Below are 20,575 nucleotides of genomic sequence, written 5' to 3'. Positions count from 1 at the left end.
GTTATGCGGAATTCACATAGGAGTAATATCAATGTTCGATTATAGCTTGGCGCATTGGGCTGCATTTTTTATTTCTGCTCTTGTATTAAATCTCTCGCCAGGTCCTGATATGGCTTATATCGTGGCTCAAACAGCAAAAAGTGGAAAGCGAGCAGGTTTTTTTGCGATGTTCGGTGTCTGGAGTGGTGCATTTATTCATGTCATTTTTTCTGTTATCGGACTATCCGCCATTTTAGCTACGTCAGCTACCGCATTTACTGTCGTAAAGTGGGTGGGCGCTCTTTATCTCATTTGGTTAGGGATTCAGGCTTTGCTTTCTAAAGGAGCTAACTTGGCTACAGGAACATCGGAGCCTGCGATGAGCGACATCAAAATTTTAAAACATGGCCTGCTAGTGTCGGTGTTAAACCCCAAGGTCGCCATATTTTTCCTCGCATTTTTGCCTCAATTTGTTGTAGTGGGCTCTGGCCCAGAAAGCGCGCAACTTCTTTTGCATGGCATACTAATAATCGTAGTGGCTGCGTTTATCGAAATACCGATTGTTTTAATTGGCGCTAGACTAAAGGACTTGCTAAATACTCGCCCTAGTATCGGTAAATGGTTGGACAGAACATTAGGAACTTTGTTTATTTCATTAGGTATCAAGTTAGCCCTGAGCGAAAGAGGTTAAAGCCATTTGGCATAACAAGGCGCTTAACTCGTTCCCTTCGGTCACTGGGACACAAATACTGCGCCGCTTCGCGATTGTCGCGCAGTATTTGTGCCCGTTAGCTTAGCGTTATACGTACAGGAGTTTCAAGTATATGGAAAGTTTTATCCCTTTAGTTTTAATTTCTATACTTATTTTTGTTCAAATAAAGAAATACAAAGATATGTGTAAATATTTATCTAATACTTACCCGGAAGAGTGGGAAAAGTTATCTCGTAATTCTTTAGGTACTTCTCCATTGTCTGTTGCAAATGCAAATTTAAGTGAGTCACTTAAAACGGGATTTTTTTCAACTATCAACGATGAAAAAGTAAAACGGTTCGAAAAGTTTAGACTTATTAATATGTATGTAATGGGTGTAATAGTATTCATACAGTTAGTTTTAGCATACTCACAGTAACATCCGCATAAAAAGTTACTCAAAAGGACGCAAAATGCTTGGCTTGCGCTCCTTCGTCGCTAATTTTAGCCAAGCATTTATGCGCCCATTAGTAAAGCGTAAGGTTTACTAATCAACTAAGGATAGAAAATTGAATTATTCAAACTGGTTAAAAAAGATATTTCCTAAATTGGGAGATACTTCAGAGGAAAAAGTCCACTCATATATCAGTGAAGCAAAATCTAGTAGCCAACTGTTGAGGGAATTTTTAAAGGTATTAGGCTTTTTACTTTTCGTTATACCATTTAATTTGTTTCTTTTGGCTTCAGGAATTCAGTCGCCACTATACTGGGTATTACTGCTAGCATCTTTCCTGGTTGGTAGCTTTATTTCTCTATATTGTGAACAGCTATTAATTAAAAAGCGTTTACGCAAAATAGTTGCGTCAACATAAACCTAATAAAACATCATGGTGGGAGCTTTACTCGCTGAAGAAGTGCACTTAAAATCCCCATATGTTAAGCGTTAGCTGTTTTTTCTAGCTGTGTTAATTAAATCAATAACGGAGATATGAATATGGAAATTAATCACTCAAGCAAATCCTTACTTAATTTTTTAATCCCTTTCTTAACTGCTTATTTCGGGTCAAAGGGTATATTTTATTTATTCTCTTTTGAGTATTCTATATTTTCAGATGCTTTTGATATTCAAAAACTACTAATTGATATTAGCGTCTTTGGGGTGTTATTTTATATTGGTTCAATTGGTGCTAAGCACCTTACAAGTACTAAAAATAAGTCCAATGTAATCAAAAGCTAACAAGTCATTAAAGAAAGACTCGTTACGGCTTGCTCGAGTTCCTTCGTCACTAAGTTTAGCAAGCCTAAACTCGCTTTTTAATGAAGCGTTACTGATTAAATACTCTAATGTGTTTTTGTTCAAAAACGAGTTTAACCGACCGTCTGCTTCGCGCTCTAAGCTGTCATCAATAAACATATTTACTGATTGAAATATAATGGCAAACACACCCAGCAATTACAAACAAATGCCAAATAGCGTGGCTAAATTGGGTGCTTTTTGCGCTATAAAATAAAGTACCTAAGCTGTAAAAAATGCCACCGGCGAGTAACCAATAAAGTGCGCTTACATCAATATTTAGATAAAGCGGGTATACAATAGCTAGGGCAAACCAGCCCATAAGCAAGTAGGTAGCCAGCGATATTTTTTTATTAGCATTTTTAACTAGCGCTTTATAAGCTACGCCACCAAGTGCGACAGCCCAAATAAAACTCAGTGTGCCCCAAGACCACAATCCATTAAGAGATAGCAACAAAAATGGAGTGTAAGTACCGGCTATTAATACGTAAATAGCGCAGTGATCACACTTTTTATAAAAAGCGCGTAATTTGGGTTGTACACTGGCGTGATAAAGTGTAGATGATAAAAACAACACAAATAAACTAGCCCCATATACAGCGGTGCTAATATAAGCTTTTACGCTAGTGGCTTGTTTAAATAAATCCCACATGACAAACACGGCAAAAAATATACCCAATGCATGGCTCAATACATTGAGTTTTTCCTCTTTGCGAGAATAGGGGGCATCTATCGTCATACTTGTCCTACCACTTATTAATTAAACTTGAGTGTACAGGTGTACGCTCAATGTTTCAATGTCAGCATTGTTACTGTAAATTAGTCACCGTACTTTTATTGATTTTAAAAGGAATTAATTGGGTATAGTGTGGTCGTATAGTCTCAATTAATTAAGGCATGTTTATCATGAAAAAAGAGCTCAAAGCCGTTTTACTTACTGCCATTGTGTATCCTGGGGCAGGGCATTTTTCGCTTAAAAAGCATTTAATAGGCTGCATTTTTGCAGGTGTATTTACGCTACTTTTGTTTATGACATTAGGTGATATTTTGGCTGTAGCGCAATGTAGTGCAAATGAAATTTTAGCAGGTAAAATTCCGATGACGTTTTCGGGCATTTTACAAGCGGCCCAAAGTCCATCGAGTGAATGTGCACAGTTAGCAGAGTATAAGTACCTACCATTAATGGTGGTTATTTGGTTACTTAGTATGGCTGATGCGTATCGATTGAGTAAAAAATCGACATTGGCTAACAATACAAATAATTAACGCTGACAGCTGCTTTTAATCAACAATAATTGAACTTAATTTATTCACTAATAGTTAGTCAAAATTTTAAAATGTTTAGTTAAATTAGCCATGCCTGAATGCTTTGTAATTTGTATTGTGAGTACATAATCATTTTATATCAATGACTTAATTTTTAATTTTCTGTTGGCACAACCTTTGATTATGTTATTGCGTCTAAACAATATACATAACAAGGAATACCATTATGAAACATTCAATTAAAATCGCTATGGCAAGTTTATTAGTATTAGGTTCTACGCAGGTACATGCGAGTGAAGTGGATCTAGATGTAACTGATATCATTACTAAAAATGTAAAAACTTATGTAAATCAAGCTACCGCTGAATTTAAACAATCAGTATCGCAAAGCCTTAATTTTGATGCTCAAGCTATTCTGGACGAGTTACTCGAACAAGCTCAACAAGAAGACGATGAAAGTGTAAAACAGTCAGCCTCTTCTGAAACTCAAGCTAAGTAAATACAAGGAATAAGACGATGAGTAACGAATTAGGATTATTTGCACTAATGTTAGCACCGGTAGTAAGTATGATGAGTGTTTACTTTATGTTACAGGTAATTAAGGGGATGGGGAGTTGGATTAACGCTTAGTGCCTTTGGTAAATAATTCGATTTAACCAAGCTGATCGACTTAGTCAAAACGCACGTAAATGAAGGCAGAGCAATTTACAGAAGTAGACTTTATGAAACGTGCGATTTTCCCCTTACCGATTTTTTTATTACCTGAAGGCTACACGCGTTTGCGTATTTTTGAGCCAAGGTATTTAAATATGGTTAAAAACGCACTGCACAATAGCGAAGGTTTTGTCCTATGTACTTTTGAGCACGACACACCTTTTAATATTAGTGCGCAGGGGTGTTTGGTCGATATTATAGACTTTGATCAAGATCCAAGTAACACGCTACTTATTGATGTATACGCACAAAAAAGCGTACAAATAGACGACGTTTATCAAGATAAAACCCAGTTGCGACACGGTTTAGTACGTGAGTGCAACACACCTTATTGGTACAGTGACGAGCACAGCGAAATTTCGGCTGAAGATCAGCGGTTGTCTGACTCTTTACAGGATATATTCTCTAATAATAAAGAGCTCTCAATTTTATATAAGCAAACTAAGTTTGATAATTTGGCGTGGGTGGCAGCACGCTGGCTTGAACTTTTACCAATTTCTATTGATAAAAAACAGCAACTTGCGTTTGAAAGTAACTTTGCTAACTTACTTAAGTTCCTCCATACTGTACTCAATAATGAATTTGCCTAAATAATTTGATCCTTGCTTTATTACACTGCGTATCAGAGTGTATAAAAATATAATGGGGATTAACTATTATGGTAAGTCAACAACAGTCACCACGTTGTGCACCTAATACAGGTAAATATACTGCCATGCCAGAGACGCCAAGTGAAGAGCTTATGCAAGCTTTGCTAGATGTAGCCACCTCAAGAGATAAACGCGCATTTGCTTATTTGTTTGAGTATTTTTCACCAAAAATTAAACGCTTCGGAATAAAGCAATTTGGCTCTGAAGCCCAAGCAATGGAGCTTGTACAAGAAACATTAACGTCAGTATGGCGTAAAGCTCATCTTTATCATAGCGATAAAGGCGCAGCTACAACTTGGGTCTACACAGTAATGCGTAACGCGTCATTTGATATGCTTCGTAAAATGAAAAGCAACAAAGAAGAGAACATAAGCGAAGATATTTGGCCCCTTATTAATGAGACTCAAGATACAACAGTTGAATTTAGCGACCACTTAGAAGATAAACAAATCAAACGTTACTTAGACAAGCTACCAATAGCGCAGCGAGAGGTAGTCAGAGGCGTTTACTTTCAAGATATGTCGCAAGAGCAACTTGCTCAACAACTTAATATTCCTGTAGGCACGGTAAAATCACGATTGCGTTTAGCCTTGCAAAAATTACGTAATGAAATGGGAGATCAGCATGATTAAACATCACCCTAGTGACACTTTACTAGCACAATATTGTTCAGCGCAGTTACCTGCATCGTTAAGTCTTGCAGTATCAATACATGTTGATATGTGTCCTGTGTGTCAAGAAAAGGTGGCAAAGCAAGAAGCTGCTAACGCAAAAGCGCTTTTTAGCGACACAAATCATGAAATTAGCAATGCAACAACTAGTCAAGAACCAGACAATTTAGATTTTGATACTGATTTACTTGATTTAATCACATCTGATACGAGCATAGACGAGGTTTATGAAGTCGACCCTGTGACTATTAAAGTGAATGAACATAACTACAAATTGCCTCGTGCATTGACCCGTATTTCTCATGGCCGCTTTACCCATGTTGGTAAACTTGCTCGCTCACGTGTTGCCATTGAAGACGGGCCTCTACGCTCTAGCCTATTGCATATTGGTCCAGGTGGTGAGATACCTGAGCATACCCATACCGGTTTTGAAGTAACATTACTACTTGATGGTGAGTTTAGTGATGAAGAAGGAACCTATGTACCAGGCGATTTTATTTGGCAAGATGGAGCAAATCAGCATACGCCACTTACAAAAGATGGCTGTTTATGCTTTACAGTAGTCAGTAGTGCACTACATTTTAATAAAGGGCTCAGTAAGTTACTTAATCCTATAGGTAACTTGATTTATTAAGAGAATTTATGCATACAGACACTATAAAAATAGGGATTAGCGCCTGCTTAGCAGGCGAAAAAGTTCGTTTTGATTCAGGCCATAAAAAGTCTAACTTTTGTATGGATGAACTTGGCAAACACGTAGAGTACACGCGTTTTTGCCCAGAGGTAGCGGTTGGTTTACCTATTCCTCGGCCTACAATTCGACAAGTTCGTGTGGGTGACACAATCAAAGTGTGTCGCCCTGATGGCACCGAAGATGTAGGACCAAAGCTTACAGAGTACGGTAAAAAAGTAGCAACAGAGCAAGCACAAAACCTAAGTGGTTTTGTTTTTTGTGCTAAAAGCCCGAGCTGCGGTATGGAAAGAATAAAAATTTACAACGAAGCGGGTACTGGCAATACATCTGAAGGGGTTGGCTTTTTTGCAGAGCAAATTATGAAGCACAACCCATTGCTACCCTGCGAAGAAAATGGCCGCTTAAATGACATGCACTTACGCGAAAATTTTGTGTTGCGCGTTTTTACATATAAGCAGTGGCAGTTATTAGCTGCTGATCCGCTTTCAGTGCACAAGCTTACCCAGTTCCATTCTCAATATAAGTACCTACTCATGGCACATAATTACCAAGCGTACCGTGATTTGGGTAATTTATTGGGAACTTACAAAGGCGATGATATTAATGCATTAGCTGACGAGTATATTTCGGGGTTGATGAAGGGTCTTAAAAAACCAGCATCGCGACGAAATAACAGCAACACATTGATGCATTTACAAGGCTACTTTAAAAAAGACTTATCTAAGATAGAGAAGCAAGAACTACGTGATGCCATTGATGAGTACCGTCAAGGGCTTGTTCCTTTGTACGTACCACTGACATTATTAAAACATCACCTTAAAGTTCACCCCAATGAATACTTAGAAAAACAGGTGTTTTTTAATCCTTATCCTAATGAACTCAAATTACGTTACGGCATATAATGAATACACTTTTTTGGTTTAGGCGCGATTTGCGCCTTTTTTCTAACGAAGCGCTTATTGAAGCGTTAAACAATGGCGCTAAACAGGCCATTTTTTTTATCTGCGAAAAACAATGGCAACAGCACAATGCAGCACCCATTCAAATAGATTTACTAAAAAGGCGCATTAATTACTTGTCTGAGCAATTGGCAAGGTACTCGATAGCGCTGTATGTGATTGAAGCCCCTTACTTTGAAGATTGTGAAAAAGCATTACTATCATTTTGCGATAAACACCATATTAAGCATATTATTGCTAATAAAGAGTATGAGCTTAATGAAGTTAATCGTGATGCAAAAATACTCGCACAGTGTGATGATAAAGACATTACTTTTACGCTTTATGAAGGGGATGTAATCGCCCCTGTTGGTAGTGTTAAAAACCAAAGCAATGAAATGTATAAAGTGTTTACGCCATTTAAAAAGCAATGGCTGAAACAATATCAAGATACACATTTTAGTTTGACGCCGTGGCCGTTAGAAGAGCAGCCTTCGGATAATAGTACAAAGGAATTAAAATCAGATGGTTGCTCAGAAAAGTGGCCAGTTGATGAAGAAAGTTTAGCAACAATTGTTGATAATTTTATTTGCGATAAAATGAGCCTCTATGATGACCAGCGTGATATACCCAGCATTAAAGGCACATCAGGTCTAAGCCCATATTTAGCATTAGGCATAATTAGCCCTAAACAACTGTTAGTTAATATTCAAAGCCGTTACCCAGATATATTAACAACCTCAAAAAACAAAACGTTTACTTGGGTCAACGAGCTTATATGGCGAGAGTTTTACCGACACCTGTTAAGTGAATACCCAAAGCTATCTCGAGGTGAGAACTTTAACGAAAAATATAACGCTGTTAAATGGCGAAAAAACGACGCTGAATTTAAAGCCTGGTGCGAAGGTAAAACAGGCTATCCGCTTGTTGATGCTGCAATGCGCCAGTTAGTGCAAACGGGATGGATGCATAATCGCTTAAGGATGGTGGTTGCCAGTTTTTTAACCAAGCATTTATTAATTGATTGGCGCGAGGGCGAGCAGTTTTTTATGCAGCACCTTATTGATGGCGATTTAGCGTCTAATAATGGCGGGTGGCAATGGGCGGCAAGCACAGGCTGTGATGCTCAGCCATATTTTCGTGTATTTAACCCTATTACTCAAAGTGAGCGCTTTGATCCTGATGGTAAATTTATACGTAAATACCTACCAGAACTAGAAAATGTGCCAGATAAACATATTCATTTCCCCCATATTTATTTAGCGTCTATAGGGGCAGATAAACACTGTTACTGGCCTGCAATTGTGGATCATAAAGCGGCTCGCGAACGTGCAATAGCCGCATTTAAGGTGTGATATGGAATCAGTATTACCGGTAGCAAAATTTGTAGATATATATCAACAGCTCGATAAAACAAATCTGCATTTGCTTAATGATATTTATTCTGAGCAAATTAATTTTACAGACCCTATGCATGAAATTAACGGGCTAAATGAACTTACTCGTTACTTTTCAAATTTATATAGTAATGTTAAGCATTGTCAATTTGATATAAGTGATACTTACGAGCAAGGTGATAACGCATTTTTGTATTGGACTATGCATTATGCGCATCCGAAACTAGCTTCAGGTAAAACAATATCGGTAGAGGGCCACAGTAAGCTGACTTTTCAAGCAGGAAAAATTATAAAACACCGTGACTACTTTAATGTAGGGGAACTGCTTTATAAGCATATTCCTTTATTAGGTGGTGTTATCAATTACATAGATAAACGAGCAGGGTAGCGATGAATATTTTAATTACAGGTGCAACCTCAGGTATTGGCGAAGAGCTTGCTATTAAGTATGCCCAGCAAGGTAATACAGTGATTGCATGCGGCAGGAATCTTGAAAAATTAGCTGAGCTTGAAAAACACACAAATATAAAAGCGTGTCAGTTTGATGCAACTGATTTAAAAGATATAAAGCAAGCAACGCTCGGGTATAGTTGTTTTGATAAAGTAATTTTAAATGCGGGGAACTGTGAGTATGTTGATGATGCCCGTAACTTTGACAGCGCTCTATTTGAACGTGTGATTACAGTAAACCTGCTTGCCATGGGCTACTGCTTAGAGGCGTTATTACCTAAAATTTCTCCTGGTGGTCAGCTTGTGCTTGTCAGCTCAAGTGTTACTTACTTGGCTTTACCACGCTCAGAGGCTTATGGCGCATCCAAAGCCGGAGTAAGTTATCTAGCAAAAAGCTTAGCATTAGATTTAAACGATGTTGATGTCACCTTAGTACACCCAGGCTTTGTGAAAACGCCTTTAACAGATAAAAACGATTTTCCGATGCCCATGGCTGTCACCGCAACTGAGGCTGCTGATTACATGATAAAAGGGATAGAAAAACGCCGTAAAGAGGTTCATTTTCCTTATCGGTTCACACTTATTTTAAAAGCATTACGCATTTTACCGTTACCGCTTTGGTTACGTTTAGCAAAAGGATTAACCCGTTGAAAAAAATAGCAATAATAGGTTCAGGCGTATCGGGTTTAACGTGTGCTTATTTACTGCACAAGCATTACGATATTACTGTATTTGAAAAAAACGATTATATTGGTGGCCATACCGCAACAGTTGAGATATCTGATGCGGGAGTTAAACGTGCAATAGACACGGGCTTTATAGTATTTAATGATCGCACTTACCCGTACTTTGAAAAACTACTCGCGCGCATTGGCGTAGATAGACAAGAAACACAAATGAGCTTTAGTGTTCATAATCAAGCAAGCGGCTTTGAGTACAACGGACACACATTTGCCAGCTTATTTGCACAAAAAAGAAATATATTTAGGCCTAAGTTTTGGCGTTTGTTAAGCGATATAATTAAGTTTAATAAATTATGCAAGGCCATGCACAGCAGTCAAAACTACGCAAAAGACCAAACACTAGGTCAACTTTTAGACGCTCATGGTTTTAATGATTTTTTTAAGTACCATTACATTCTACCCATGGGTGCTGCAATTTGGTCTACCAGTATTAAAGAAATGCAAAATGTAGGGGTTGAGTTTTTTGTAAAGTTTTTTTACAACCATGGCTTACTTGATATCACAAATAGGCCGCAGTGGTATGTAATTCCAGGTGGATCTAAGCAATACATTAAGCCGCTGATCAAAGGTTTTGCAGACAGGATAAAACTAAACACCGATATAAAGACGGTTACGCGTGTAGATAATAAAGTAATTATTACCCTTGAAAATGGTGAACAAACTACATTTGATAAAGTGGTATTTGCATGTCACTCAGATCAAGCCCTCAAGCTACTTGGTGATGCAAGTGAACAGGAGCAGGCTGTATTAGGTGCAATTCCTTATACTGAAAATTCAGTCGTACTGCATACAGATACTAGTTTACTGCCAGATAGAAAAGCCGCTTGGGCAAGTTGGAACTACCTTCTAAACGAAAATACCGATAAAGCAGCGGTTGTTACATACCAAATGAATATACTGCAAGGTATCGACTCAGACACTCAATTTTGCGTAACCCTAAATCACTTAGAAGGCATTAAAAAAGCCAATATATTACGCGAATTTACCTACCATCATCCTGTTTTTAATGAATCATCTATTGCCGCGCAAAAGCTAAAACACACTGTTGATGGCCAAAATAACAGTTATTTTTGTGGGGCGTACTGGTATAACGGATTTCATGAAGATGGCGTACGCAGTGGGGTCGATGTGGCCAAACAGCTAGGTGTTGAATTTGAATAGCGCTGTTTACTTAGGCGATGTTAGGCATCGCCGTTTTGCTGAAAAAAAGCACCAGTTTAAATACCCACTTTATATGATGTGGGTAGATTTAAAAAATCCATTGTTACTCAACAATATACATCCTATGTTAGGTACTTTTGGTTTTAAAGCGCTGCGTTTTAACCAAGCTGACTATTTAAATACTCTGCCAAATTCAGAGCCATTAAGTATTTTTGAACGTGCACAGTGCCAAATAGAAAAGCTAGGCGTTAAAGAAACGTTCTCACACATTTATATGCTTGGTCAGCTTAGGTGTTTGGGAATTTATTTTAGTCCTGTGAACTTTTACTTTTATGGTAACAGCACTGATAACTTTAAGTATATGGTGGCTGAGGTAAGTAATACACCGTGGAATGAACGTCACTACTATTTGGTGCCGCTACAAAAAAAAGTGAACTTTAAAAAAGCTTTCTCCGTATCACCTTTTATGAATTTAGATATGGACTACCATTGGCAGATACAGCACACTGCCTCTAACACATTAATACATATAGAAAATAAACGTGGAGATGAGTTGTTGTTTGACGCTTCTTTGCGGTTAAAACGAAGTCAGTTAACTAAGCAAGAAGTTAGTAAATTATTAAAAAAATTTCCTGCAATGACGTTCTCTATTTTTAAAGGTATTTATGTTCAAGCGCTTAAACTGTTCATTAAAAGGGTTCCTTTTTTAGGTCATTCAGGAAAACCTTAGTATAGTTAAATAGAAAAGCTTGGTTGCAGGTAGCGACACAATTATAAAGGGTTCAAGATGGAAAAAGTCTCGAGTATAAGTTGTCAAGAGCAAACAGGTTGGTTTACAAGTTTATATAAAAAGCTTGTCACTAAAGCTTTTGCAAGTATAGAAATCGGTCAAATAGTGTTAGTTGAAAACAATGATCCTATTGTGTTTGGTCAACAGCATTCAGATTTAAAAACCACGATAACGGTTAACGACACCGCTATGTACAAAGCGTTTGCGTTATCAGGCAGTGTTGGTGCTGGTGAGTCTTACATTCTCGGGCAATGGTCTTGCGATAATTTAACAAATCTAATTCAAATTTTTGCTATTAATCAAAAGCAGCTCGATGAATTTGAGAAAAAATTCTCATTTTTTAGCGGTATTGCTCACCGTTTTAACCACTTTAAAAATAGCAATTCTGAATCTGGCTCTAAAAAGAACATTGTCGCGCACTACGATTTAGGAAATGATTTATACGAATCATTCTTAAGTGATGAAATGCTTTATTCTTGTGCTGTTTACCCTTCAAAAGACGCCTCACTTGAGGATGCTCAACAAAATAAGCTCAAGCGCATATGCGAGCAAGTAGAAATAAGCGAAGGCGATTCTATTATCGAAATAGGCACAGGCTGGGGGGCGTTTGCTATTTACGCGGCCACACATTACAACTGCCATGTGACCACAACAACGATTTCGGATGAACAATATGCCTATGTTGAGAACAAGATAAAACAGTTAGGTCTTGAAAATAATATAACCTTGCTCAAGCTCGATTATCGTTTACTAGAAGGTCAATACGACAAGCTTGTCTCAATAGAAATGATTGAAGCTGTTGGTCACGAATACTTACCAAGCTTTTTTAAACAATGTAATAGTTTGCTCAAAGAAGATGGTGCGATGCTTATTCAAGCAATTACGATTGGTGATCAGCGCTATCAGCATTATCTTAAAAATTCCGACTTTATTCAGCAGTATATTTTCCCAGGTGGTTGTTTGCCATCACTTAATGAGATGAGCGAGCAAATTAAAAATAATAGTGATATGGTCATACACACAGTAAATGATATTGGCGCTCATTATGCGAGAACCTTAGCTGATTGGCGTACTCGTTTTATTGAAAACTGGCATACGTTAGACAGTGATAAATTTGATGAGCGGTTTTACAGGCTGTGGCTGTTCTACTTTGCATATTGTGAGGGAGCATTTAGAACGCGTGCAACGAGCACTGTTCATTTAATGGCACGCAAACCCCGCTTCACCAGTCAAAATGACGAAATTGCCCTTAATTATTAATTTTGTGCTTTTTCAAACAGTGTGGTTTTTATCACTGTTTTTTGAAGCGCAATCTGTTTTATACACATCAGTTATTGTCGTGCTTATGTTTGCTTTATCGAAGCAACGTAAGCTCGACGCGCTACTTTTAGTAAAAGCTTTACCCATAGCGCTGTTGTGTGAGTATCTAGCTACAGAGTTAAACCTTCTGGAGTTTAAAGTATCACCTTTTCCGCTTTGGTTAGTCTTACTATGGGCGGCACTAATTCTTTGCTTAAACACCTCAATGGCGTTTATTACAAACCTTAAAGTTTGGCAAGCCTATTTGGTGTGTTTAGCTTTTGCGCCAATTAGTTATTATTCAGGTGCTCAATTTGGCGTGCTTGATATTTATACACCTGTGTGGGCATTTTGGCTTTTGTATGGCGCACTTTGGGCTGCAGCCTTTTCATTAATTCTTATTATTAACCAAAAGATCAAATCGATTTTAAAATTTAGCAAGCAATAACAGGATCCTGTATGAGTATCACCGCAAAAACATGTGCAGTAGTGGCCGCAGTTACGGTGGCTATTTTTTTTACTCCATTAAGTTTTAGTGAAGAGCAGACTGACTTTAAAAAAGTGGGCGAGGCGCGTATGGAATATTTATTTTGGGATGTTTACGATGCAACCCTATACACCGAATCAGGAGGGTACGAACAAAATACACACCCGGTTAAATTTAAGCTCACCTATTTGCGTGATTTTGCAGCTAAAGACATCGTTAAAGCAACTAAAGAGCAATGGCAGCATTTAGGCAAAAGTAATTTATCAGCCAAATACGCAGATAAATTACTCTCGCTTTGGCCAGACATTAAAAAAGGTGAGTCTTTGAGCTTGCATACAGCAGCAGACGGTCAATCCACCTTTTATCATAACGATCAAAAACTAGGTGAAATTACAGACTCGCAATTTGCCAACCAATTTTTAGCTATCTGGCTAAGCCCAAACACTTCAGAGCCAGCACTTAGAAAACAATTATTAGGGATTTAACATGCGTAATATAAATAAATTTAAACAGCTATGCATTTTAATGGCCGCATTATTTTTAGTGAGCTGCTCCGCGCCAAAAGTAGAGCACTATAATAACAGCAATCCAGAATTCGATTTTAAAGCGTTTTTTAGTGGTGACTTAAAAGCCTACGGCGTTGTGCAAGATTATAAAGGCGAACTAACACGTAAGCTTGTCGTTACTATGAATGCACGCTGGGAGGGTAACGAGGGCGTTATAGAAGAAGATTTTGTGTATGATGACGGAGAAACTCAAAAACGTGTTTGGTATGTCACCCTCAATGATGATAATACCCTAGTAGGACGAGCTGATGACGTGCTTGGTATGGCGACGGGAAAAAGCGCCGGCAGCGTGTTTCATTGGAACTACAATGTGGCTTTACCCTATGACGGCAGCACGCTTGAAGTAAACTTTGATGATTGGATGTACTTGGTTACACAATCTCGCTTGATTAACCGTACGTCTATTGTTAAGTTTGGGGTCGAGGTTGGGGAAGTAACCTTAGTGATCGAAAAAATATAGTTCAGTGCGTTCTTTAATGTGTGCCTTTTGTGTACTTAAATTAAGTTCTAGTTAACCCAATACGCTGTATTTTACCGAGAATTATTAAAATTTTACGCATTTTCTAAGTATTTAAGCAAAAAATGCAATTTGCTGTTGCTAACTCCTTAAAAATGCATAAAGATAGGTTTTGCGAAGGCAAAATAATAACGAATAGGAATCTAACAATGAATAAAGCTCAATTAGTTGAAAAAATCGCTACTGATGCAGAAATCTCTAAAGCTGCTGCTACACGTGCACTTGACGCGTTTACTGGCGCTGTAACTTCTTCTTTAAAAGAAGGTAATTCAGTTGCATTAGTAGGTTTTGGTACTTTCTCAGTTAAAGAACGTGCAGCACGTACTGGCCGTAACCCACAAACGGGTGCTGAGATCCAAATCGCAGCGGCAACTATCCCAAGCTTTAAAGCAGGTAAGGGTCTTAAAGACCAAGTAAACCCTTAATTGGCGCTTTACAGATTTTTTAAAAAAGAGCTATTAAGCTCTTTTTTTTTGCCAATAAAAAAGCCACTAAATAGTGGCTTTTAATTTATAAATTTAGCTAAGTAGGTTTTATGCTTTTAAGGCTTTATCACCACGGCCAATACCTACAGCACCAGAGCGCACCACTTCAATAATATCGGTTTCGTGGCGTAGGGTATCTAAAAACGACTCTATTTTGTCTGTGCTGCTTACCAATTGTAAACTGTAGCTTTGCCGTCCCATATCTAAAATTGCACCTTGAAACACATCTACAACGCGTGTAACAGCGGCACGTGTGGTTTCGTCTTGAGCAAATACTTTAACTAGTAATAATTCACGCTCAATGTGACTCATTTCGGTTAAATCAATAATTTTAAGTACATCAACTAATTTATTAACTTGTTTAGTAATTTGTTCAACGATTCTATCATCACCCATAGTGGTAATGGTGATGCGTGACAATGACTCGTCATCAGTGGTGCCCACTGTTAAGCTATCTATGTTGTAGGCGCGTTGTGAAAAAAGCCCAACAATGCGAGACAAGGCACCCGGTTCATTTTCTAATAAAATAGATAATATACGACGCATTATGCTTTTACTCCTTTACGTAACCACATCTCATCAATGCCACCTAGCTTTATTTGCATTGGGTACACATGCTCTTTTTCATCAACGTTAATATCTAAAAATACCAAACGGTCGTTTATGCTCATAGCTTTATCTATAGCGGGTTGAAGTTCATCCAACGTATCTACTTTTATGCCCACATGGCCATAGCTTTCAACCAGTTTTACAAAATCAGGTAATGACTCCATATAAGATGATGAATGGCGACCACCGTAAATCATATCTTGCCATTGGCGTACCATGCCTAACGAGCGGTTATTTAGTGAAACCACTTTTACAGCTAAGTTGTACTGCAAACATGTAGAGAGTTCTTGAATATTCATTTGAATCGAACCATCGCCGGTGACACACACTGCCTCTTTATCCGGAAAGGCAAGCTTAACACCCATCGCTGCGGGCAGGCCAAAGCCCATGGTGCCTAAGCCCCCTGAGTTAATCCACTGACGAGGGTTTTTAAATGGATAATACTGCGCTGCAAACATTTGGTGTTGACCTACATCTGAGCTTACATACGCGTCACCATTGGTTGCTTTATACACTGCTTCTATAACAGCTTGTGGCTTAATTTTGTCACCGTCGGTGTTGTAACTTAGGCACTTTTGTTCGCGCCAGCTAATAATTTGTCGCCACCAATCTTCTTGTGCACTGCGATCAATTTGAATATTGCTATTATCTATGCCGGCTTGTAGTTGCTCCATCACAGTGGCTAAACAGCCCACAACCGGAATATGCGCTTTTATGGTTTTAGAAATAGAAGTCGGGTCTACATCGACATGAACAATGGTTGCATTAGGGCAAAACTTTTTAACATTATTGGTTACTCGATCATCAAAGCGTGCGCCCAGTGCTAAAATTACATCAGCGTTGGCCATGGCTTTGTTAGCCTCTAGCGTACCGTGCATCCCTAACATACCGACGTAATTTGGGTGAACACCTGAAATACCGCCTAAACCCATCAATGTATTTGTTATCGGAGCATTTAATGACTCAACTAAACGAGTTAGTTGCTCTGAGGTATTAGATAAAATAATACCGCCACCTGAGTATATAACCAGCTTTTTAGCCTCTAAAATAGCACTCACTGCTTTGCGAATTTGCTTTGAGTGCCCCTTGGTATTAGGGCTGTATGTTCTAAGCTCTGTTCTTTTAGGAAACTTGTATTCAAATTTGATTGCTGGGTTGAGCATATCTTTAGGTAGCTCTACAACCACAGGACCAGGGCGACCAGAGCTGGCAATGTAAAACGCTTTGGCTAAAATTGCCGGAATTTCTTCAGCGCTTCTGCAGTTAAAGCTATGTTTTACAACCGGGCGAGAACAACCAACAATGTCAGTTTCTTGGAAAGCATCATCACCAATTAAGCTTGTTGGTACCTGCCCCGATAAAACTACCATTGGGATTGAGTCCATATACGCAGTAGCAATACCCGTAATACAGTTTGTTGCGCCAGGGCCTGAGGTGGCAAGTACAACACCTACTTCACCTGTGGCACGGGCATAACCGTCCGCCATATGCGTTGCAGCTTGCTCGTGACGCACTAAAATGTGTTCAATGTCTTCTTGCTGAAAAAGTGCATCGTATAAATCTAAAACCGACCCACCCGGGTAGCCAAAAATATACTTAACCTTTAACTCTTTTAATGCCCGAACAACTAGTTCAGAACCATTGTATTCGTGTTTGCTCATCCTCATTCCTCTGTGCGCTGTTTATGCATAAAAAAACCCCCGCGTAGTGCGAGGGTTTTTAAAAAGCAATTTCACTTTTTAATACATCCCCGCTGGGCTTATCACTAAGACCACTACGAGCACGATTAAAAGGTGAAGTTGTTTTTTCATAATTGTCACTTTGTAAAAGCAAAAAACTGCTTTAGATTAATAATTCTATATGCAGTTATTTTTAAGTGTTTTACGTGTTTATGTCAACCTTGAAAGTGCTATTTTGGATTAAAATTGCAAAATAAATTATTTTTATTTAAAAAGCGTGCAGTGTGTTTTTAGTTCTGTGAGAAATAAGAAGAATTTATGCTAATTTTTTCAGTAACTCTAACGGGTAAATAGATTGTTTGAGCACTATGCTTAATGCATATATTAGGTATCATAGAGCAATAATTTATCAGGGGAAGATACAGTGAAAAAAATAATAGGGCTTGGCTTACTCCTTTGCAGCATAAATGTTAACGCAGCGAATACCAGTGCGCATGACCCAGGTATTATTAACAAACAAAGAATAGAGTATTGGTTAAATAAACGCGGCGATACCCAACAAAGCACTAACAAGCCAACGGTTGAAAGCTATTTAGCGAATACCTCACAGGTAAGCCCTTCGCAGTTAAAATCTGTTTCGGCCATAAAAGCGCGTTTAACTGCTAAGCAAGCTAATAAGCAGCTGCAATATTCAAGTGCGGTTAGCTCCAACAACACGCTGACTGAGGTCAAAGTGTTGGCTATTTTAATCGACTTTCCTGATTTAAAGTACGATGAAAACCAGCTTGTTGCTGATGATACCGACATGTATTACGAAGACTACACAAGGGAGCATTACCACCAATTGCTTTTTAATAAAGGGGGATTTGTAGGCCCTAATAATGAAAGCCTTAGTAGTGTACACGATTATTACTACGGTGCTTCTGGTGCGAGCTTAACTTTTAGCGGGCAAGTATACGGGTGGGTTAGGGCAGATTTTAATGCTAAAACCTATGGAGAGCGTGTAGGTACTACCCGAGATATAAATGCGCCCGCATTGATAAAAGAGGCGGTAGAAAAAGCTGTTGAGCAGTTTGATATTGATTTAAGCCAATACGATTTAACAGACTTAGATGACATAGATAACGACGGCATTATCAATGAACCCAACGGCATTATAGATCATGTTATGGTTTTTCATTCGAGCATAGGTGAAGAATCTGGCGGAGGCTATTTAGGAACTGATGCAATTTGGTCGCACCGCTACTACGTATTTGACGAGAACAGTGAACCCGTCACTATAGCGGGAAGTAATATCAAGTTATCGGGTTATACAATCAACCCGATTGATGCCAGTATTGGGGTAGTAGCACATGAATTTGGTCACGATTTAGGGTTACCTGACGAATATGATTTGCAATCTTTTACCGCAGGTGAGCCTGTCGCCTCGTGGTCTATCATGTCTACAGGTAGCTGGGCTGGTGGCCCTCGGGGATCACAGCCGGTTATGTTTAGTGCGCAGGCGCTTGAGTATTTACAAAACCGATACCAAGGCAATTGGGTGAACCAGCTTAATTTAACCATGGAGGAAGTGAATACCCAGCCTCAGCAGTCGCTTGTTTACACGAGCTCACTTTCTCAGCAGCAAAATCAAATTAAAGTAAGCCTTGCGCAGCAGCTCGAAAAATTTAAAACCCCAGTTGAAGGTGATTTTCAGTTTTATTCTGGTACAGGCAATAATCTAACACAGACACTTTCACAAACGGTGACTTTACCTGAGGCGGTTACACCTCTGACTCTTAGCTTTTTAGCTTACTACAGTATTGAACGCGATTATGACCTTGTGCAAGTTAAGGTAAATCAAAACCCTTTAGCGGGTAATTACACAACTGAGACAAACCCCTATTATGGAGATATAGGCCCGTATATAAGTGGTGATTCGTTTTTACATGCAGATGCGCAGCAACCTAATGGCTTTTTAAAGCATGAGTTTGATTTAACACAATATGCAGGACAAACCATTACATTAAGTATTGAGTATGTTAGCGATACAAACACACATTATTATGGCTTTGTAGCCGATGATTTAAAAATAACACACAACAATACTGTGATTTGGCAAAATAACGCAGAGCAGCCAAGTCCTACCTTAGCGTTAAATGGTTTCAGCCGCGTGAGTAGTTATATTTATGCTAAAGCAGCCCACTACTATTTACAGCTACGCGCACACAAAGGGATGGATGCCGGTTTACAAACAGAGCAATACTCACCGGGTGTTTTATTGTGGTATGGCAATAGTGCCTTTGATAACAATAATACCACTGAGCACCCAGGGGGTGGTTTTAATTTAGTGGTTGATGCAGATCAAAAGCCAATTTATCGTGGTACAAGTAGCAGTACACTGGCAGATACACCTATACAAGTGCGCGACGCTGCATTTAGTTTATATCAGCAAAGTGCGGGGTTAGGCGATCAAGACTTAGCGGCCATTAGTGAGTTTAATGATCATTTTGATTACAGCTTTACGCAGCAGCCTGAATCAGGGGTGGTGATTACTCCCCAAGGGTTTAACTTTGAAATAGTTAGCCAACACCCTGAAAGTGAAACTGCAGAGCTTTTGCTGAGCTATGATGCACAACAACAAATAATCACAACAGTAAACGAGACAACCGTTAACTTTAATGTAGCTGGTTTAGACTTAACTCCCACAGATACATTTTTATGGGACTTTGGTGATGGGCAATCGAGCATAGAGCTAAGCCCTACACATACCTACGCCGGTTATGGCACCTATAGCGTTATATTTTCGGCAATGGGTGAGACGGCTACACAAACACAAACTAGCCAAATTACTATCACAAAGCCGCTAGAAATTGAAAATTTAGCGTATCAGTTAAACGGAGCAACATTATCTGCTCAAGCAACCGTCAGTGGTGGAGACGGACCTTACGAGATAAGTTGGCTCATAAATGGTGAGCCTGTATCGCAAACTGAAAAACTAGATTACCAGTTTAGTTATTCTGGCGATTACACCTTTGCGTTAAGCGTAACCGATGCGCAAGGGATAAGTGTTAGCCAACAGCAGGCTTTGAGTGTAAGCGTGCCGCTGCAATTAAGTACACGCTTTACAGCAAATAACTTAGCGGTGCAATTTAATAGCTCACCATTAGGTGGTTCAGGTAATTATACATATAGCTGGGATTATGGTGATAGTAGCCCACTAGGTACAACGCAAAACCCAAGTCATAACTACCAAAGCGCAGGGAGTTATAAGGTAAAACTTACACTTACAGACAATCAAACCAATGACGTTATAAGTAGTGATTTAACAGTTTCTATACAAGAAGCGCAAACTGAGTCATCATCTAGTGGTGGGGCAATTGGTTATTTAATCGCGCTATTAGTGATAGGTGGTTTTTATCGGCGCATGGGCAAAAATGTTTAATAATCTAATACTAGTTGTTTAGAAGGTGATGCTAGCTAAGTTAAAAACTTTTTAAATTAATAGCTTCGTTA

At 38.8% G+C, this 20,575-nt stretch carries 24 protein-coding genes; 20 read left to right on the top strand and 4 right to left on the bottom strand.

Going from position 1 to position 20,575, the window contains the following annotated elements; genetic code table 11:
- From AABI99_RS03455 to AABI99_RS03445, 3 genes are all read left to right on the top strand, one after another.
- Positions 1–670: LysE family translocator (locus AABI99_RS03455; protein WP_338363354.1), on the top strand; the 670-nt coding region annotated here is incomplete at its 5' end.
- A 133-nt stretch (positions 671–803) separates the two neighbouring features.
- Positions 804–1,109 carry a hypothetical protein gene (locus AABI99_RS03450; RefSeq protein ID WP_338363352.1) on the top strand — a complete coding sequence of 102 codons (306 nt, stop codon included), beginning with the start codon at positions 804–806 and terminating at the stop codon, positions 1,107–1,109.
- A gap of 130 nt (positions 1,110–1,239) precedes the next feature.
- On the top strand, positions 1,240–1,542 hold the full coding sequence (locus AABI99_RS03445) for a hypothetical protein (RefSeq protein ID WP_338363350.1): 303 nt from the start codon (positions 1,240–1,242) through the stop codon (positions 1,540–1,542).
- Between the two features lie 305 nt (positions 1,543–1,847).
- Here AABI99_RS03445 and AABI99_RS03440 read toward each other — a convergent pair whose 3' ends face one another.
- Positions 1,848–2,084 (bottom strand): hypothetical protein, encoded by a 237-nt coding sequence (locus AABI99_RS03440; RefSeq protein ID WP_338363348.1) that lies wholly within the window; start codon positions 2,082–2,084, stop codon positions 1,848–1,850.
- Positions 2,074–2,703, bottom strand: a complete 630-nt coding sequence (locus tag AABI99_RS03435) for a hemolysin III family protein (protein ID WP_338363346.1) — start codon at positions 2,701–2,703, stop codon at positions 2,074–2,076. Before AABI99_RS03435 ends, AABI99_RS03440 begins: the two co-directional genes overlap by 11 nt.
- A 167-nt stretch (positions 2,704–2,870) precedes the next feature.
- Between AABI99_RS03435 and AABI99_RS03430 the strand changes: the two genes are divergently transcribed.
- From AABI99_RS03430 to AABI99_RS03355, 16 genes are all read left to right on the top strand, one after another.
- Positions 2,871–3,230: a hypothetical protein gene (locus AABI99_RS03430; protein ID WP_338363344.1), complete on the top strand. Its 360-nt coding sequence runs from the start codon at positions 2,871–2,873 to the stop codon at positions 3,228–3,230.
- A gap of 226 nt (positions 3,231–3,456) precedes the next feature.
- Entirely contained in the window at positions 3,457–3,729 is a 273-nt protein-coding gene (locus tag AABI99_RS03425) for a hypothetical protein (RefSeq protein ID WP_338363342.1), read from the top strand.
- Between the two features lie 223 nt (positions 3,730–3,952).
- Positions 3,953–4,534, top strand: coding sequence for an LON peptidase substrate-binding domain-containing protein (locus AABI99_RS03420; RefSeq protein WP_338363358.1), 582 nt, complete (start codon positions 3,953–3,955; stop codon positions 4,532–4,534).
- 68 nt (positions 4,535–4,602) lie between these two features.
- Positions 4,603–5,226, top strand: coding sequence for a sigma-70 family RNA polymerase sigma factor (locus tag AABI99_RS03415; RefSeq protein ID WP_338363339.1), 624 nt, complete (start codon positions 4,603–4,605; stop codon positions 5,224–5,226).
- Positions 5,219–5,899, top strand: coding sequence for a ChrR family anti-sigma-E factor (locus tag AABI99_RS03410; RefSeq protein ID WP_338363338.1), 681 nt, complete (start codon positions 5,219–5,221; stop codon positions 5,897–5,899). Before AABI99_RS03415 ends, AABI99_RS03410 begins: the two co-directional genes overlap by 8 nt.
- Positions 5,900–5,907: 8 nt before the next feature.
- Entirely contained in the window at positions 5,908–6,861 is a 954-nt protein-coding gene (locus AABI99_RS03405; RefSeq protein WP_338363336.1) for a DUF523 and DUF1722 domain-containing protein, read from the top strand.
- Entirely contained in the window at positions 6,861–8,252 is a 1,392-nt protein-coding gene (gene phrB, locus AABI99_RS03400; RefSeq protein WP_338363334.1) for a deoxyribodipyrimidine photo-lyase, read from the top strand. Before AABI99_RS03405 ends, phrB begins: the two co-directional genes overlap by 1 nt.
- 1 nt (position 8,253) lies before the next feature.
- On the top strand, positions 8,254–8,682 hold the full coding sequence (locus AABI99_RS03395) for a nuclear transport factor 2 family protein (RefSeq protein ID WP_338363332.1): 429 nt from the start codon (positions 8,254–8,256) through the stop codon (positions 8,680–8,682).
- Between the two features lie 2 nt (positions 8,683–8,684).
- Positions 8,685–9,395: an SDR family NAD(P)-dependent oxidoreductase gene (locus tag AABI99_RS03390; RefSeq protein ID WP_338363331.1), complete on the top strand. Its 711-nt coding sequence runs from the start codon at positions 8,685–8,687 to the stop codon at positions 9,393–9,395.
- The gene (locus AABI99_RS03385) at positions 9,392–10,648 is read left to right on the top strand and encodes an FAD-dependent oxidoreductase (protein WP_338363329.1); all 1,257 of its coding nucleotides are present in this window, start codon (positions 9,392–9,394) and stop codon (positions 10,646–10,648) included. Before AABI99_RS03390 ends, AABI99_RS03385 begins: the two co-directional genes overlap by 4 nt.
- Entirely contained in the window at positions 10,641–11,378 is a 738-nt protein-coding gene (locus tag AABI99_RS03380; RefSeq protein WP_338363327.1) for a DUF1365 domain-containing protein, read from the top strand. Before AABI99_RS03385 ends, AABI99_RS03380 begins: the two co-directional genes overlap by 8 nt.
- A gap of 57 nt (positions 11,379–11,435) precedes the next feature.
- The gene (locus AABI99_RS03375) at positions 11,436–12,698 is read left to right on the top strand and encodes a cyclopropane-fatty-acyl-phospholipid synthase family protein (RefSeq protein WP_338363325.1); all 1,263 of its coding nucleotides are present in this window, start codon (positions 11,436–11,438) and stop codon (positions 12,696–12,698) included.
- Positions 12,673–13,185, top strand: a complete 513-nt coding sequence (locus tag AABI99_RS03370) for a DUF2878 domain-containing protein (RefSeq protein ID WP_338363323.1) — start codon at positions 12,673–12,675, stop codon at positions 13,183–13,185. Before AABI99_RS03375 ends, AABI99_RS03370 begins: the two co-directional genes overlap by 26 nt.
- Positions 13,186–13,196: 11 nt before the next feature.
- On the top strand, positions 13,197–13,709 hold the full coding sequence (locus AABI99_RS03365; protein WP_338363321.1) for a chalcone isomerase family protein: 513 nt from the start codon (positions 13,197–13,199) through the stop codon (positions 13,707–13,709).
- Position 13,710: 1 nt separating this feature from the next.
- A complete protein-coding gene (locus AABI99_RS03360; protein ID WP_338363319.1) occupies positions 13,711–14,250 on the top strand; it encodes a DUF3833 domain-containing protein in 540 nt (179 codons plus the stop codon).
- A gap of 206 nt (positions 14,251–14,456) precedes the next feature.
- On the top strand, positions 14,457–14,732 hold the full coding sequence (locus AABI99_RS03355; RefSeq protein WP_004586404.1) for an HU family DNA-binding protein: 276 nt from the start codon (positions 14,457–14,459) through the stop codon (positions 14,730–14,732).
- Positions 14,733–14,840: 108 nt separating this feature from the next.
- Here AABI99_RS03355 and ilvN read toward each other — a convergent pair whose 3' ends face one another.
- Together ilvN and AABI99_RS03345 are read right to left on the bottom strand one after the other, a co-directional pair.
- The gene (gene ilvN, locus AABI99_RS03350) at positions 14,841–15,338 is read right to left on the bottom strand and encodes an acetolactate synthase small subunit (RefSeq protein WP_004586403.1); all 498 of its coding nucleotides are present in this window, start codon (positions 15,336–15,338) and stop codon (positions 14,841–14,843) included.
- Positions 15,338–17,062, bottom strand: coding sequence for an acetolactate synthase 3 large subunit (locus tag AABI99_RS03345; protein WP_338363307.1), 1,725 nt, complete (start codon positions 17,060–17,062; stop codon positions 15,338–15,340). Before AABI99_RS03345 ends, ilvN begins: the two co-directional genes overlap by 1 nt.
- A 442-nt stretch (positions 17,063–17,504) precedes the next feature.
- Here AABI99_RS03345 and AABI99_RS03340 point away from each other — a divergent pair, with 442 nt between their 5' ends.
- Positions 17,505–20,504: an immune inhibitor A domain-containing protein gene (locus tag AABI99_RS03340; RefSeq protein WP_338363305.1), complete on the top strand. Its 3,000-nt coding sequence runs from the start codon at positions 17,505–17,507 to the stop codon at positions 20,502–20,504.
- Positions 20,505–20,575 lie beyond the last annotated feature (71 nt).

Source organism: uncultured Pseudoalteromonas sp. (genome assembly GCF_963922945.1).
GTDB lineage: Bacteria > Pseudomonadota > Gammaproteobacteria > Enterobacterales > Alteromonadaceae > Pseudoalteromonas.
The sequence above is the reverse complement of the archived record's forward strand: the minus strand, read 5'-3'. Positions and strand labels throughout refer to the sequence as shown.

Excerpts from the sequence above, each read along its gene's own strand:
- AABI99_RS03450 (WP_338363352.1), top strand. The coding sequence starts at position 804 with ATGGAAAGTTTTATCCCTTTAGTTTTAATTTCTATACTTATTTTTGTT.
- AABI99_RS03440 (WP_338363348.1), bottom strand. The coding sequence starts at position 2,084 with ATGTTTATTGATGACAGCTTAGAGCGCGAAGCAGACGGTCGGTTAAAC.
- AABI99_RS03435 (WP_338363346.1), bottom strand. The coding sequence starts at position 2,703 with ATGACGATAGATGCCCCCTATTCTCGCAAAGAGGAAAAACTCAATGTA.
- AABI99_RS03430 (WP_338363344.1), top strand. The coding sequence starts at position 2,871 with ATGAAAAAAGAGCTCAAAGCCGTTTTACTTACTGCCATTGTGTATCCT.
- AABI99_RS03425 (WP_338363342.1), top strand. The coding sequence starts at position 3,457 with ATGAAACATTCAATTAAAATCGCTATGGCAAGTTTATTAGTATTAGGT.
- AABI99_RS03420 (WP_338363358.1), top strand. The coding sequence starts at position 3,953 with ATGAAACGTGCGATTTTCCCCTTACCGATTTTTTTATTACCTGAAGGC.
- AABI99_RS03415 (WP_338363339.1), top strand. The coding sequence starts at position 4,603 with ATGGTAAGTCAACAACAGTCACCACGTTGTGCACCTAATACAGGTAAA.
- AABI99_RS03410 (WP_338363338.1), top strand. The coding sequence starts at position 5,219 with ATGATTAAACATCACCCTAGTGACACTTTACTAGCACAATATTGTTCA.
- AABI99_RS03405 (WP_338363336.1), top strand. The coding sequence starts at position 5,908 with ATGCATACAGACACTATAAAAATAGGGATTAGCGCCTGCTTAGCAGGC.
- phrB (WP_338363334.1), top strand. The coding sequence starts at position 6,861 with ATGAATACACTTTTTTGGTTTAGGCGCGATTTGCGCCTTTTTTCTAAC.
- AABI99_RS03395 (WP_338363332.1), top strand. The coding sequence starts at position 8,254 with ATGGAATCAGTATTACCGGTAGCAAAATTTGTAGATATATATCAACAG.
- AABI99_RS03390 (WP_338363331.1), top strand. The coding sequence starts at position 8,685 with ATGAATATTTTAATTACAGGTGCAACCTCAGGTATTGGCGAAGAGCTT.
- AABI99_RS03375 (WP_338363325.1), top strand. The coding sequence starts at position 11,436 with ATGGAAAAAGTCTCGAGTATAAGTTGTCAAGAGCAAACAGGTTGGTTT.
- AABI99_RS03370 (WP_338363323.1), top strand. The coding sequence starts at position 12,673 with ATGACGAAATTGCCCTTAATTATTAATTTTGTGCTTTTTCAAACAGTG.
- AABI99_RS03365 (WP_338363321.1), top strand. The coding sequence starts at position 13,197 with ATGAGTATCACCGCAAAAACATGTGCAGTAGTGGCCGCAGTTACGGTG.
- AABI99_RS03360 (WP_338363319.1), top strand. The coding sequence starts at position 13,711 with ATGCGTAATATAAATAAATTTAAACAGCTATGCATTTTAATGGCCGCA.
- AABI99_RS03355 (WP_004586404.1), top strand. The coding sequence starts at position 14,457 with ATGAATAAAGCTCAATTAGTTGAAAAAATCGCTACTGATGCAGAAATC.
- ilvN (WP_004586403.1), bottom strand. The coding sequence starts at position 15,338 with ATGCGTCGTATATTATCTATTTTATTAGAAAATGAACCGGGTGCCTTG.
- AABI99_RS03345 (WP_338363307.1), bottom strand. The coding sequence starts at position 17,062 with ATGAGCAAACACGAATACAATGGTTCTGAACTAGTTGTTCGGGCATTA.